The organism is Brevibacterium sp. UCMA 11754, assembly GCF_021532275.1.
Lineage (GTDB): Bacteria > Actinomycetota > Actinomycetes > Actinomycetales > Brevibacteriaceae > Brevibacterium.
In genome coordinates this window covers 260,766-274,713 of the sequence record NZ_JACBOT010000021.1, presented here as the reverse complement: position 1 = coordinate 274,713, position 13,948 = coordinate 260,766, and the positions used below count along the sequence as shown (strand labels likewise).

Below are 13,948 nucleotides of genomic sequence, written 5' to 3'. Positions count from 1 at the left end.
TCCAGTCCCGTGCCAGCCGCAGGAACTGGTTTGCACCAACCTTAACGCAACGTTAATGTTGGTTCCGAACTCTGACGTGCCGTGAAGGTTCGTGACGACTCCCGGTGCCAACTCATTTCCCGTCTTCTTCCTGCCTGTAGGAGCCCCCTGTGTCCACCACCCTGCCCCCAGACAGTGCACGGCATACTCCGACACCGGAGGAGCGCCAAAGTGTGCTCCGGACGCTGAAGCGGCCCGGTTGGCTCAAGACCGAGATTCTGGGCGGGCTTGTAGTCGGACTGGCGCTCATCCCCGAAGCGATCGCCTTCTCCGTCATCGCCGGTGTGGACCCGCGCGTCGGACTCTTCGCGTCATTCACGATGGCCGTGACCGTGGCGATCCTCGGCGGACGCCCGGCAATGATCTCCGCGGCGACCGGTGCAGTGGCGCTCGTCATCGCACCCTTGGTGGCCTCGCACGGCACCGACTACTTCATCGCCACCGTCATCCTGGCAGGTCTGATCCAGGTGATTCTGGCACTTGTCGGGGTCGCCCGCCTCATGCGATTCATCCCGCGACAAGTCATGGTCGGATTCGTCAACGCCCTGGCCATTCTCATCTTCATGGCCCAGGTACCCGAACTCTTCGACGTCCCGTGGCTGGTCTACCCACTGTGCCTGCTCGGCCTCATCATCGTCTTCGTCCTCCCGAAGTTCACGTCCATCGTGCCGGCGCCCCTGGTCGCCATCGTCGTCCTGACCCTTCTCGTCGTGGTCTTGGCCTGGGATGTTCCCAATGTGGGTGACAAGGGCCAACTGCCTGAATCGCTGCCGACCCTCCTTGTTCCGCAGGTGCCGCTGACACTTGAGACGCTGAAGATCATCGCCCCCTACGCGGTGGCGATGGCCTTGGTCGGTCTGCTCGAATCACTGATGACGGCCAAACTCGTCGACGATGTCACCGATACCCGTTCGAACAAGACTCGAGAGTCCTGGGCGCAGGGCGTGGCCAACATCGCCACCGGGTTCTTCGGCGGCATGGGCGGCTGCGCGATGATCGGTCAGACCATGATCAACGTGCGTGCCTCGGGGGCTCGGACACGGATCTCGACGTTCTGCGCCGGTGTCTTCCTGCTCATCCTCGTCGTCGTCCTCGGCGACATCGTTGCGCTGATCCCCATGGCCGCACTGGTGGCGGTCATGATCTTCGTGTGCTGGGCGACCTTCGACTGGCACTCCATCCGCCCCAGCACTCTCAAGCGGATGCCGAAGTCAGAGACCACCGTCATGGTGGTCACCGTCGTTGCGACTGTATGGACGAACAACCTGGCGATCGGAGTGATTCTCGGCGTGCTCGTGGCCATGGTCGCCTTCGCCAATCGGGTGGCGCACTTCGTCAGCGTCAACCGTGAGATCGTGGAATCTGACGGACGTCCGAGTGCCCGCTACACCGTCAACGGTGAACTGTTCTTTGCATCCTCCAACGACCTGTACACGATGTTCGACTACGCCGAAGACCCTGAGTACGTCGTTATCGACATGCACCAGTCCCATCTCTGGGATGCTTCGACGATCGCCGCATTGGACTCTGTGACCGACAAGTACGAGCACTATGGAAAGCACGTAGAGATTGTGGGACTCAACGATGCCAGTGCCAGAATGCGGGCCCGCCTCGGCGGTCAGGGTCTTTCGTAGTTCTGGCCATGCCACATTATCAGTGTAAATCTGATGTAGTTGATAAACATTATGACTCCTGAGCGCACGGGAAGCTGCGTGCGCTCAGGAGTTATCGCATTTCCGCTCTGAGGTACTTTCATGCGATTGCCAAGTAGCTAATATGCTAAGTCAGCAAAATCAGCCTACCTTGTAACGCAATTCCCGCGCAATACTAATCTCGTCCCTCAAGACGATTTCCCCCGGCCAATTCACCAGGCCCCAAGCGGCAAATTCTCCATTACCTACTAAACAGTAGCTAATCAATTCGTCGGTTCCTGATTCCATTCGGAGTCGGGAACACCATTCACTTCTTCATGCCCTTCGGGAATGTCGAATCGTTGCGCGGTGAGATCACGAGGGAGCAGTTTGAACCCCTGCCAGTGCATCTCCATGGGCGACTGCTCTTCATCGCGGGGGACATGATGGAACCCGACAGCGACCCACGACACGACGTCGTCGAGCTTCTGACCCTTGCCGTCATCGACGAACTCAGGGACGCCACGGCCGCAATCGCCTCGATTGTTCGTCGCATACTGTTCGCATTCGTTGAAGTTCGTGAACCCGACGTCGTACCCGGGCTCTTCCGCGTGGGAGTGGGCATGTTCGACGTCATCGACGAACTCGAACGAGTCCGACTTTCCGGTATCGATCTCATAGGAGATGGGATGGCCGTCGTCGTTGAGTACATCGGGGTTGAGGACTCGCCACCAACGGCGGTCCTTCCATCGTGCGAGAGCCGGGTGCTCGATATTCTTGAGCGTTCCGGTCATGATCGGTGATTCCGGTCCGGATTCGCCCGTCGGCGTGGCGTCGAACTGCTGCGCCTTCATTCCGCCTTCGCCTCCGAGACCCCAGCGGACCTTCCAGACGGCGTTATGCGAATGACTTGCCGCATGTTCATCGTCTCCGACGTCCCAACCGTGGTCCTTGTCCGTGTAGTCGGCAGGCGAGAGGTCGCCGGTTGCCCCGAGCTGCACGTCGATGGATCCATCCGAGCCGAATGTGTACTGAGAGACGTACTCGTACCAGCCCACCCGCGAAACCGTCGACAGTCGCAAGGCGTTCTTCCGGTCGGAGGCTGGTGCTACGAGATCACTCGAATGATAGGCGAGTCCGTTGTCGATGACCTCGGTGCACAGGACATTGCGTGTCTCGCTTTCTCCGTACTTGCCGTCGCCGATCTTCGGGATCTCCATCGAGTTCAGGTCTCCCGCACAGGCATCGGCCTTCAGCGTCTTCATCTTGCGGCCGCCGAAGCCGGCCGCAGTGATATCCGATGTATTGCGCTTTCCGGTGTCGTACGGGACTTCCAGTTGAGCGATGGAGGCGGAATCGATGATTCTGATCGGGTCCTTGCCGGGGGGCGCGATGAAGACTTCGGAGAGACTGAGGCCGAAATCGGGATGGACGCCCCAGCACATCGTCCAGGTCGCTCCACTGGATAGGGTCTGCGAGACCTTCTTCGCGGGCTTTTTGCAGCTGCTGGAGGCGACTGCAGAGGAATCCGCGGTCTTCGCATCTTTGGGTGAGGTGTCACCTCGAGTGCACGCCGAGACGAAGAGGATGAGACATAGTCCTCCTGCCACGATCTGCAACAGTCGTCGGTACGTGTAGGCATGTCTGCTCAAGGTTGTTCAGCTCGTCTTTCCCGGCGGTATCTGATGGACAAATGGGAGTGGTGGCGGCACATGAAATGTGTCGCCACCACTCGGGTGCTCATCTTGCGATGAGCGTCATGCATTCGCTGTGTTCGTGAACGCGTGTGCTGCATCTTTGTCGACTGCGATGGCTGGCATCGCGATCAGCAGCTGTCAGAAGTCTCACAAGCCAGGGAACAGATTGCGTGGGTCGAACATCGACCTGTCGCTGTGCGGCTCGACCGGTCCCGGCTTGACGGCGTCAGCTGACTCGCCACAAGGGTCGGTGCGGACTCCGGCGTTGCCGAAGCCCATCCGTGACTTGCCACCGGCAACGCCGAGGCTCAGGGCGGAGACGTCCACGCCGCTGACGACCTTTTCACCGTCCGCGGTCTTGCACTCAGTCGTCTCCTGGTGGTTGATCTGCAGCGAAACGAGGTTATCTGCCAGCAGCTCGAGGAATGGATCAACCGCCGCGCGGATCGGGACTGTCATCATGTCGGTCTTGATCGTGGTGAACGCCTTGTACAGCAGGCCTGATGGGTCCGAGAGTTTGTCATAGATCGGGCCTGTGACGGTCTTCATCGAGTTCATCACGGCGTCGATCGTTGTGCAGGACACCGATCCCGTTGCACCCGAAGGTTTGCAGTCGTAGTTGCTGACCTTTCCGGTGAGGTCCATGTCCCATCCGGCGGTGGTTCCATCGAGGGCGGTGATATCAACGTTGACTTTCGCGCTGCGCAGCGATTCGATCGCTGTGTCCACTGCGACGTCGATGACCTTCTCAATGGCGTCGTGGATGCTGCTGGCGATGAGCGGGTATGTCTCATCGTCGATCAGCTCGGAGTTCGGGTCCTGGTTGTTGATTCCGACCGGACGATCGGTCACGCCGTCGTCGTTGCCGCCGAGGCGGGCGAGGTCGACCTCCACCGAGCCTTTTCCAAGGTCGATCGTGGCGAGTCCGTCATCGGTCTTGATCGGTTCACGCAGGATCGCATCGAGAACGTCTTCCTCGATGTTGGAGGTGACGGTCGTGTCGACCTTCATTCCCGGGAGGGCTTTGCCGAGTCCGAGCGCGTCGTTGACCTTGTCGGCCACTTCGTCTTCCATCTGACCTGCAGCGTCCGACACTCCGTCGCCGGCATCTTCGATGGCGGGGGAGTGGAGGTTGAGCTTTGCGTCACCGACGCGGTACTGTCCGTATCCGCCCACACCGTCTGGATCCTGGAGCTCGCCGTCAACTGCTTCGACCCAGGCGCCGCCGAGACCGAAGTTCAGGTCTGCCTGGTCGATGAGTCCGTCGGTGACATCAGACTTTCCGGTGGCATCGACCAGCGAAAGGAGGTCGACGCTCGCGGTGCCGAAGTCGCTGTCTTTGCCGTCGAGCGTGAGTCCACCGTCGGCGCCGACGATTCCGGTGACGGACTTGCCGTTCTTGGAGTCGGCAGCGGTGGATTCGCTGTGGATGGCGCCGGCTTCACCGAAGCTGAGGAAATCATCGAGCGGGATCTCGTAGCCCGCACCGAAATCGACGACCTCGTCGGCGCCGATGGCGCCGTTGAAGGCTTCGCGGTTCGGGCCCGGATCCGATTCGGATGCGGCCTTGGACTTACCCAGTGAGACAAGTTCCTTCGAGTCTAGAGTCATGCCTGCGACACTGGCTCCGGCTTCCGTCGGCTCATCGGCTTTGACGTCCTGTGCCGATACCGCGGTCGATGCCAACAATGTTCCCGCGACTCCGACAGCCAGGCCAGGCAGAATTCGCCTGAGGGCCGTCTTTCTCTTTCGATGACCATCGTGGGGACGTGATTGCACGTGGTGAGACACGAATTTACCTCCAAAGTACCGCTCGTTGTTTGGACCGCTCCCTCAGATGTCGGCATATGCACCAACGAGCGTTACCCACAGGACATACTTCCGAAACGCTCAGGCCGTGTCCATAGATTTTGAGAGTTCCATTCAACTTTGACAAGAAGAACAAGCCTGGTTGTGATGTGCAACAATTGCCGGATAGCGACAGGAGATCTCAGGTTCTGCGTCATAGTTGATCTTCTTCATTGATCTATTCACCTGAAGCGAGTTGTTTTCGTGACCGTCCTTCCGGTGTATTCTCCGCCACGGAAAGTACGTACACAGATAACGGCGTTTTTCCAGGGGAAATCAAGGTGAATTGTCCTTGGGTCGAAAATGACGGTAACCAGAGATCATGCGTGCATGACTAGCTTGAAACTTGTACTATCGGTACACATCGGTTGGACGCGAGGTTGAGGAATGGGTACAGGGTTGCACCTTTCAGAGATGAGCCGGCCAGCGGGAACGCTGACGATGTCGGATGCCGATCAACTCGTGTATTGGGCTGGTTCTCAGATGCCGCGCATTGTCAGGGATGCCCACGACATGATTCTCGAGCGAATTCCGCTTTACGAGCGCGCAGATCCGCTTCTTCAGAAGGACCTTCATAGATCGATCGAGGACAACCTGAGGGCCGCGGTCAACGCGATGAACCAATGTCACGATGCGTTGCAGATGACGGCACCCCATGAGACGGGCAGACGTCGGGCCCAGCAGGGGGTCCCTCTGGCCGAGATCCTGCAGGCGAACCATCTGAGTTTCGGCGTTCTGTGGGACGCGTTGGTCGAGGCGGCGAGGCCTGGTGGCGATTGTGAAGCCCCGGAAGCCATTTTCGCGGTGGCAACTCGGTTGTGGTCAGTCGCGGATGCGCACGCATCGGCGTTGACTGCTTCCTATCGGGCGGCGTCGGCTGAGCTTCTTGCCGAAGAGGGGCGCCGACGCTCGGCTCTGGTCGAGTCGCTGCTCGCAGGACGGCCGAGTCCGGATTGCAGCTCCTGGGAGATGGCCACATTGCTCGGCCTGGCCCCGGGCGCGGATCTCATCGTGGTTGCCGTCGACAAACGTAACCAGGCAGGCGGAGATCTGGCCGACGTGGAACGGAAGCTTGCGGACCAGGGCATTGTCTCTGGGTGGCAGCTGACGCCGACGCTGCAGCTCGGGATTGTGTCACTGCACTCCGAGCAGCACGAAGCCGCCCTGGGTGTTCTGACAAGCATTGCGGTACGTGCAGGAGTGAGCCCGCCATACAGGGCGTTGCCTGAGACGCCGCGTGCTCTGCAGCTGGCACGTACAGCTCTGTCGACATTGCGACCAGGTCAGACAGAGGTGCGTGAGTTCAATTCGAGTCCTTTGGCCGCGCTCCTCGCCTGTGAGCCGAACGAGGGCCGCCGGCTGGCCTATGAGGTGCTCAGTGGGGTTTTGGAACTGCCTGCCGCGGACCGGTCCATGATGCTCGACACGCTCGTTGCCTATTTCGACAATGAGGGCTCGGCCGAGCGCGCCGCCGAGCAGCTGTACTGCCACTCCAACACTGTCCGCTATCGACTCCGCCGTGTGCACGAACTCACGGGACGCTCGCTGAAAGATCCGCTGTGCGTAGCAGAGCTCGTCAGCGCGGTGTTTTCACTGCGGATGTGCAAGCTGTATACGGCCAGCTCTTCGATTGCCTGACGGACAACTTCGTCATTCCAGTCCCTCGAAGCTCTGCCCGTGCGGCCCGGTCAGTGCAATCGCCTGTCCGTTGACAGCGAGCACGAATCGTCCGTCCGGTTCGCGGTCGAGCTGAGCCCCTATACCGGGCAGCACTCCGCCTCCCTCATTGCTGATCCACGCGACATCATCACGCGATCGCATGAGAGCGGCGAAGCCTTCGCGTTCGGCCGGTTCGACATAGGCGAGCACTGCGCTGTGGAATACGACTTTCTGCGTCTGCGCGGGAGCCTCGGCCAGCACGGATTCGACGGTCTCGAGCAGATCGCCCGGCACCAGCCTCGGCGGGTCAGCGGACACAAGGGCGGCCGCGGCAGTCAGTCGATCCCGGCGCAGTCCGTTCTCCGGCCAGACCAGGGAGCACAGCCATTCCTGCTGGTCATCGTCGGCGATGTCGATGGGATTGAGATCGATTCCGGCTCGCCACGCGACCTCGGGGATCCGCTTGGGCGGCGTTGCATTCGTCATTTCGCAGGCGAGTTCGACAGTGCTCGGGCCATCCTCGGGGTGAAGGGCCAGCGGCCCTGACCCTGTGGTGTACATGTAGCTGTAACGATCGGGGTAGAGGCACAGGCCCGCCGAGGCGCCGACCTCGATGAGCGACAGGGGCGCGGTGATCCGGGCCAGCGCTGGCAGGATCACGGCACAGCGTCCGGCTTCATTGGTCTGAGTCGACCGCGCAGACATGAGCGCCCGTGTAGCCGGCCAGTTCTCCTTCAGCCAGGTGCGTAGGCTCGCGGAACCGCGGTCGTCGGCCATGAGGTGGTCGTCACCGGCGCCGAGGTGGCGGGCAGCAGCGAACAGAAGGTTGGCCTGGCGCTTCTGCTTGGGAAGTTCGAGGAGCAGTTCGATGATCTCCTCGTCCTCCGCTACGCCTCGCGCCCACGCAGCGTAGGTCGGTGAAGTGCCGCTCGCCTCATAGCGTGCGAACTTCAAGTAGTAGTCACGCAGCGACTCTGCCGCGAGCTCCGTCATCGGCTGCATAGTGAGTCCTCCTCCGGTTCTTGGGTCAATCCTAGGCCCGCCAGTCGTCAGCACCTGTGTCCCGGTATTCGGTACTTTGGGACCGACCTCTAGGATCCTGAGCGAAAGCTGACGTAATGTGTTCGACGTAGTGTGCCGAGAGCCGTCACCGCGGCTTCAGCCTGATCGAGGGAGATCACATGTCATCCGAGGTGAACCCACCTGTGAGCCAGCAACAGCCGAGCGATTCAGCAATGGAGAAGCGGACCCTGAGGAAGGTCACGGTTCGGCTGATTCCGTTTATCATCGCGATGTACTTCATCAACTATCTCGACCGCACCAATCTCGGCATCGCGGGCCCTGGTGGCATGAACGAAGACCTCGCGATGACGGCCACTCAGTTCGGTTTCGCGGCGGGCATCTTCTTCTTCGGCTACCTCCTCCTCGAGGTGCCCTCGAACCTTGCGCTGCACAGGTTCGGCGCTCGGATCTGGCTCGCGCGCATTCTCATCAGTTGGGGCATCGTGGCCGCGGCGATGGCGTTTGTGCCCAGCCACGGATGGCTCTATCTCCTGCGCTTCCTCCTCGGAGTCGCCGAGGCGGGATTCTTCCCGGGCGTCATCCTCTACCTCACGTACTGGTTCCCATCATCGATGCGGGCGCGGGCCACCGCGCTGTTCATGCTCGCGATCCCGATGTCCAGCGTCATCGGCTCCCCACTGTCCTCGTGGCTGATCTCGAGCGGCAACTCGATCTTCGCGAACTTCGCCGGCTGGCGCTTCATGTTCATCGTCGAGGGTGTGCCTGCGGTCCTGCTCGGCATCATGTGCATCTTCTACCTCACCGACCACCCACGCGACGCCAAATGGCTGACTTCCGAGGAGCGGAACTGGCTGCAGTCGAAGATGGACGCAGAGGAGAAGGACAAGGCTGACAACTTTCACTACCCGGTCCGCCGTTCCCTTCTCCAGCCGCGCGTGTGGGCGCTGTCCTTCGTCTACTTCGGCATGGTCTACGGCCTCTACGCGATGAGCTTCTTCCTGCCGACCATCATCTCCGGCTTCCAGGAGACCTTCGGCGTCGAATACTCGATCGTGGAGATCGGCTTCATCACCGCGATTCCGTACGTCTTCGGTGCGCTGGCCATGTACTTCTGGTCCCGTCACGGCGACAGGACCAATGAGCGTGTCTGGCACGTAGCGATCCCGCTCTTCATCGGCGGAGTGACTATTCCGATCGCTCTGTACCTGAGCTCGCCATTCACCACGATGATCGCCGTGACCATCACCTGCATGGCCATCTGTGCCGCGCTCCCGACCTTCTGGCCGCTGCCGCAGACCTTCCTTGCCGGTGCCGGAGCTGCCGCAGGTCTCGCGCTGATCAATTCGCTGGGCAACTCCGCCGGATTCTTCGCGCCCTACATCACCGGCGGACTCGCGGAGCTCACGGGAACCCAGAACGCGGGCATGTGGGTCGTCGGCGCCGCCATGGTCGCCGCCGGAATCGTCACCCTCATCCTCAAGGCCGCTCCCGCGCCCGATAAGGTGAATCCGGAGATGGCGAAGTAGGGGCGGACACGTGCCCGATCGTCACCAGAAGACAGTCGCCGAGGCGGTCGTGACCACCCCGGCCGTTCCGTTCGGAAGGACGCCATGACAGTACAGGACCAGACCGCAGTCGGTGCGGCTGAACTCGATGCGCTCGCAGCACGGTTGAGCACGGGGGCGCTGACGACGGATCCCGACGTCATCGAAGCTCACGCTCGCGACGAAGCTCTGTTCTGCCCCCACGAAGGGGCGATCGCTCTGGTCAGGGCCACCTCGGCGACCGATGTTCAGGTGGTTATGCGTTTTGCAACAGAGCACGGCGTCCCCGTCGTCCCGCAGGGTGCTCGGTCGGGGATCTCAGGTGGAGCGAACGGCTCACCAGGGGCGATCTTGCTCAACGTCTCGCGCATGAAGGACGTCGTGTCCGTCGATGAGGCCGAACGGCTCGTCACCGTCCAGCCTGGCATCATCAATCAGGACCTCAAGGATCACCTCGCACCCTACGGCCTGTCCTACCCACCCGATCCGGGGTCGGTCGCGTTGTCGTCGATCGGCGGCAACATCGCCACCAACGCGGGTGGCCTGTGCTGCGTGAAATACGGCGTGACCAGGGATTACGTTCGCAGCCTCACGGTAGTTCTGGCCGATGGCACGCTCACGAAGCTGGGCCCGCAGACGGCCAAGGGCGTCGCCGGGCTCGACATGCGCCATCTGTTCGTCGGCTCCGAGGGCACGCTGGGCATCGTCGTCGAGGCGACCCTGCGCCTGATCCCGAAGCTGCCCGATCCATTCACCGCCGTCGCGACCTTCCCCGACGAGCGCTCCGGCCTCCAGACCGTGGCGGACTTCATGGCCGCCGGCGGTGTGCCGAGCCTGCTGGAGTTCCTCGATTCGTCGAGCCTGAAGATGCTCAACGAGTTCGGCGACTTCGGCCTCGACGGAGAAGCCGGATCGATGCTCATCATGCAGGTCGACCAGAATCCTGCGGATTCCGAAACAGTAATGGCCCAGTTCGCCGAGGTGGCCGAAGCCTGTGGTGCACTCGACGTCGCGTACTCCGACGATCCGAGCGACTCGGCGGCGCTCATTGCTGCACGACGGATGATCCAGCCCGCCTACGAGAAGTTCGCCAATGCTCACGGAGGAGGCCAGCTGCTCGACGATGTGTGTTTGCCACGCGTGGCGATGCCCGAGTTCTGCGACCGGCTGAAGGAGTTGCAGGAGTCATCGGGCCTGATGATCGCCCTGGTGGCCCATGCTGGTGACGGCAATACTCACCCCTCAGTGTTCTTCGACGCCGGCGACGTGGACCAGACTGCCAAGGCGCAGGAGATCTTCGGCGAGATCATGCGCATCGGCCTCGAGCTGGGCGGCACGATCACCGGTGAACATGGCGTGGGCTTCCTCAAACGTGATTGGCTCAATAACGAGCTTGATGAGGGCTCGAGGCGGATCCAGATCGCTGTGAAGAATGCTCTTGACCCGCAGGGGATCCTCAATCCAGGGAAGATGCTCAGCGCGATCTGAGGGGGCTGCATTGAGCTGAGGCGGCCAGCTTTCGGCGTCGAGTCGCGACATCGTGATCACACGATGTCGCGACTCATTTTTGTGTGCTCAGTCTTTGCGGAGGTCCGGCCAGCGGGGATCGGTTGTCTATCGGGGATCGCTTGTCGTTCTGTTCTCTGACCTGGGGTGTCGTGGGTAGCGCCAAGTTTCTGGGTCATCAATTGATATAAGAATGAAAGAATGAACGAACTAAAATCGAAACTAAGGGTGCAATTGGGTGAAATGAATGTATAATTGAGGGAAGAGCAACGACGATGTTGGCGAATGGACTTCAGTACCATGACTCTCACCCCCGACCGCACCCCAGGTAACCCGGAAGAGCGTGACCCACGCCCCGGTCCCAGTGATGCCGCGACGGGTTCAGGTGCCGCCGATGCTTCGTCTTCTGGGGGAGAGCCGTCCTCTTCGGCAGTGGGGCAGCAGTCTCTGTTCGACCAGCTCAAAGACTCCAACCTCGACCTCACCGGCCACCCGCTTGCAAAGAAGTTTGAATCCCTGGCTGCGGTACCCACGGACGAGCCGAGCGATCAGGACGGGTCGCGGGTCGATGGTGCGGACGCCACTGATGGCGATACAGACAATACGGCTCCGGCCGTCGATGCTTCGGCTGACAGTTCGGCCCCTGGTCCCAGCAGCCCGAGTCCTCATCCTCTGCTCTCGAGTGAAGAGTGGACGGATCTGTCGCGTTTCGCGCCCGAAGTCACGACCAGTCTCACCGCGCTCAGTGGACTCAAGGACGGGCTGCGGACCTTTGACCGGCCGATGGGGCCAGCCGATGCGATCAAGCTCATCGACGGACTCGAAGCACTGGGCCGAGTCAACGAGGCCCTATCGACTCTGGCTCTGGCAGTGTGTGAACGAGTCGGAGCACCGTCTGATTACGGTGCGAAGACAACGAAGGCCCTCATCCAAGACAGGCTGAATATCACCGCCCGGGAGGCGAACCGTCGGACCGATATGGCCAAGAGCCTCGGCGGGCGAGTCACTCTGACCGGGCAAGCGCAGCCACCACTGTTTCCCATGGTTGCTGATGCCTTCAACGAGGGCAGACTCTCGGCCGATCAGGCCAGGGTCATCAAAGACTGTTTGACGAAGCTGCCCACGTTCACCAGCCAGGACAATCGTGATTATGCTGAATCGACTCTCGTCGACAAGGCACCGAGCGTGCGGGTTCATGACCTGCGGGCGATCTTCGCTCGGATCCTGGCCCATATCGATCCCGATGGTCAAGAACCAACAGATGCCACGGATCGGACCATGTACAAGGTGACTATGCATGCTCGTGATAATGGTGATTGGGAGATCTGTGGTCTTCTGGACCCGGTCACGGGTGGTGTCCTCAATGGGCTGCTGACGCAGAGAACCAAGATCGCGAAGAGCGTTGAGGGCAGTTCACGTGCGGGTGGAACCGGTGTGGAGTCTGGTGTCCTCGAAGACGGAACGCTCGTTGACATGACAGGGCAGCGACTGTCTGCCCAGGAGTGGATCTACGAACGCTTCGCGACTCTCATTGGGCGCATCGATATGACGCGGACCGGTCAAGGCTCGCCCTACGCTCTGGTGGTCACGGCCAAGGCTGAAGACCTTGCCAACGGTACTGGTGTCGGGGCGACGGGGACTGAGAATCCGGTCCCGATCAGCGAACTTGTCCGGAACGGTTTGAATGGGGCTGTGTTCTTCGAACTCATCTCTGACAAGGCGAAGACGATGCAGGTGGTGACAGAGAATCGGTTCGCGAACGCGAAGCAGATCGCGGTTCTCACTGCTCGTGATCAGGGGTGTACGTTCCCCGGGTGTGATGCTCCGCCGGGGTGGTGCGATGCTCACCATATTGTCGAGTGGGCACAAGACGGTAAGACTGATGTCAATAATATGATGTTGAGTTGTTCTGCCCATCATCATCTTTTGGATCGGTCGGAGTGGGAGACAGTGATGCTCAAGGATGGGCGTCCTGCGTGGGTGCCTCCTGCGTCGATTGATCCGGCCAGGCGACCGGTATTGCATGCGAGGTTCGTGGCTCAAGAAGTCATCGACACACTCTTCAACGAATGAGTGAGCTGGGGGTGAGCTCCGCATTCACGAGACATATGGTTTTCATCCCGTTGGAGGTCGGATATTGTCGAGTAGCTTTGTGGGAAAGAAGAATTCCCCGTGAGACAGAGCAAAGTTCCAGAGAGGAATCCGGCTTCGGCTGATCTTCTAGGTAGCTGTTGTCTGGTCGTACTTCATGTGGAATTAGACGACCATAGGTTTAGGGTTGTCCGAATCCCGCGCCGTTGAGCAGCTCACGCGCAATTTCTCCGTAGTGCTGGAGGTGTGGTTCAGTTCGGGTGAATGGGCCAGCGATTGTGATCGCTGCAGTGAGCACCGAGTCGACGAATACTCCTACTGCGGTAGCTGCCACGTCGGGTACGGTCTCTCCACGATTGAGCGCGGTTCCGGAGGACCTGATTCCAGGCAGTTCTGCCTGCAAATTGGACCGTTGGTCGGGCTCGAATCCAGCGAGTAGTTCCTCGTCTCCAGGTTTCGGTTGCAATGCGAAAAACAGCTTCCCTGAAGAGGTCGGTAAGAGGGGGCGTCTGACCTTGAGTTGCGGGACATAGCAGACTTCATAGTCGGCGGGCAGACTGTGAACGTAGACAACGGAACTGGCAACACGAACAGCAACGGTCACGGTCTCACCGGTACGAGCTGATATCTCTTCAAGTACATCCTCAATGAGCAGCACAACCGAGTTCTCTGCTGGACCGAGGACATGCGCGACGCCGGTGCCGAGGACGTAGCCGTCGTGGACTTCATCGAGATATCCTTCCGCACATAATCCTCTTACGAAACCGTAGACGCTGCTCTTGGGAGCTTCGAGTTCACGTGCGAGAGTCGCCAGGCTCACTGCTGTGGCTTCTGATCGGGCGACCGACTCAAGAATTCGAACAATACGATTCACCGTACGATGTGTCGATGTCATGGACTCTCTCTTACC

General features: G+C 60.4%; 9 protein-coding genes. 5 read left to right on the top strand and 4 right to left on the bottom strand.

Annotated features, from left to right (window positions below):
* Positions 1–149 precede the first annotated feature (149 nt).
* Positions 150–1,673 (top strand): SulP family inorganic anion transporter, encoded by a 1,524-nt coding sequence (locus tag HX613_RS10225; protein WP_235345228.1) that lies wholly within the window; start codon positions 150–152, stop codon positions 1,671–1,673.
* A gap of 281 nt (positions 1,674–1,954) precedes the next feature.
* On the opposite strand, the gene HX613_RS10220 is transcribed toward HX613_RS10225, so the two are convergent.
* Both HX613_RS10220 and HX613_RS10215 read right to left on the bottom strand, forming a co-directional pair.
* A complete protein-coding gene (locus HX613_RS10220) occupies positions 1,955–3,322 on the bottom strand; it encodes a copper amine oxidase (protein WP_235345227.1) in 1,368 nt (455 codons plus the stop codon).
* 192 nt (positions 3,323–3,514) lie between these two features.
* On the bottom strand, positions 3,515–4,978 hold the full coding sequence (locus HX613_RS10215) for a choice-of-anchor G family protein (RefSeq protein ID WP_235345226.1): 1,464 nt from the start codon (positions 4,976–4,978) through the stop codon (positions 3,515–3,517).
* 651 nt (positions 4,979–5,629) lie between these two features.
* Here HX613_RS10215 and HX613_RS10210 point away from each other — a divergent pair.
* The gene (locus HX613_RS10210; RefSeq protein ID WP_235345225.1) at positions 5,630–6,853 is read left to right on the top strand and encodes a PucR family transcriptional regulator; all 1,224 of its coding nucleotides are present in this window, start codon (positions 5,630–5,632) and stop codon (positions 6,851–6,853) included.
* A 12-nt stretch (positions 6,854–6,865) separates the two neighbouring features.
* Here the strand turns inward: HX613_RS10210 and HX613_RS10205 are convergent, their stop codons facing one another.
* Entirely contained in the window at positions 6,866–7,876 is a 1,011-nt protein-coding gene (locus tag HX613_RS10205) for a DUF2332 domain-containing protein (RefSeq protein WP_235345224.1), read from the bottom strand.
* A gap of 203 nt (positions 7,877–8,079) precedes the next feature.
* Between HX613_RS10205 and HX613_RS10200 the strand changes: the two genes are divergently transcribed.
* The 3 genes from HX613_RS10200 to HX613_RS10190 all read left to right on the top strand — a co-directional run bounded on the left by HX613_RS10200 (position 8,080) and on the right by HX613_RS10190 (position 13,020).
* Entirely contained in the window at positions 8,080–9,423 is a 1,344-nt protein-coding gene (locus HX613_RS10200; RefSeq protein WP_235345223.1) for an MFS transporter, read from the top strand.
* 84 nt (positions 9,424–9,507) lie between these two features.
* A complete protein-coding gene (locus HX613_RS10195; RefSeq protein ID WP_235345222.1) occupies positions 9,508–10,929 on the top strand; it encodes an FAD-binding oxidoreductase in 1,422 nt (473 codons plus the stop codon).
* 318 nt (positions 10,930–11,247) lie between these two features.
* Complete coding sequence (locus HX613_RS10190) at positions 11,248–13,020, top strand: HNH endonuclease signature motif containing protein (protein ID WP_235345221.1); 1,773 nt, start codon at positions 11,248–11,250, stop codon at positions 13,018–13,020.
* 199 nt (positions 13,021–13,219) lie between these two features.
* Here the strand turns inward: HX613_RS10190 and HX613_RS10185 are convergent, their stop codons facing one another.
* Positions 13,220–13,933 carry an IclR family transcriptional regulator gene (locus tag HX613_RS10185; RefSeq protein ID WP_268826746.1) on the bottom strand — a complete coding sequence of 238 codons (714 nt, stop codon included), beginning with the start codon at positions 13,931–13,933 and terminating at the stop codon, positions 13,220–13,222.
* Positions 13,934–13,948: the final 15 nt, after the last annotated feature.